The organism is [Flexibacter] sp. ATCC 35208, assembly GCF_001975825.1.
GTDB lineage: Bacteria > Bacteroidota > Bacteroidia > Chitinophagales > Chitinophagaceae > Chitinophaga.
The window spans coordinates 1-584 of the sequence record NZ_MTKN01000236.1 but is presented as its reverse complement, the minus strand read 5'-3'; the positions used below and the strand labels follow the sequence as shown (position 1 = coordinate 584).

Sequence of the window (584 nt, the reverse complement as noted above, 5' to 3'; positions counted from 1 at the left end):
CTGAAACCGTTTATGTAAGAGTCTATTCTTATAGCACTTACAATACTTTTGAAGTAAAAACGGGAACTGATACCAATAATGTTGTACCTCTTATCAGAGGAACTATCACAAGTTTTGACTCTTCTAAAATATTAGCGATCAATGATTATGTGAGCACTACAAAAGAGTTGGCGGTGAATATCAATCCTTTAAGTAATGATGTTAAAAAAGAAACTGTTACTACTTTAACAATTTCTAATCCAGCAACATCTGAGGGAACTGCTATAATTAATCCGGATAAAACTATAACTTTTAATCCTGCACAGGGATTTACAGGTTCATCTTCTTTTAACTATACAATTACAGGACCAAGTGGTACTTCTACAGCTACCATAAAAGTAACAATTACAAATACTACAGATGATAATTTATCTCTTTGGAATGGTGCTTCATCAAGTTTTAATCCTGTTACAAATACTTATGTAAATCCTAATTCACCTTTAACAGCAAGTGGAGCATCGCTTTCTTATGTTTATGAAAATACTACAAGCGCTTTTTTTCAAACAGGAAATTGGCCTGATCCCTCTCAAAATGGGGGTAGTTTT

General features: G+C 33.0%; 1 protein-coding gene. It reads left to right on the top strand.

Translation table 11 applies throughout. The features are described from left to right. Positions 1 to 584, top strand: a 584-nt coding sequence (locus BW716_RS37385) for an Ig-like domain-containing protein (protein WP_179091426.1), incomplete at both ends; no start/stop codon positions are given.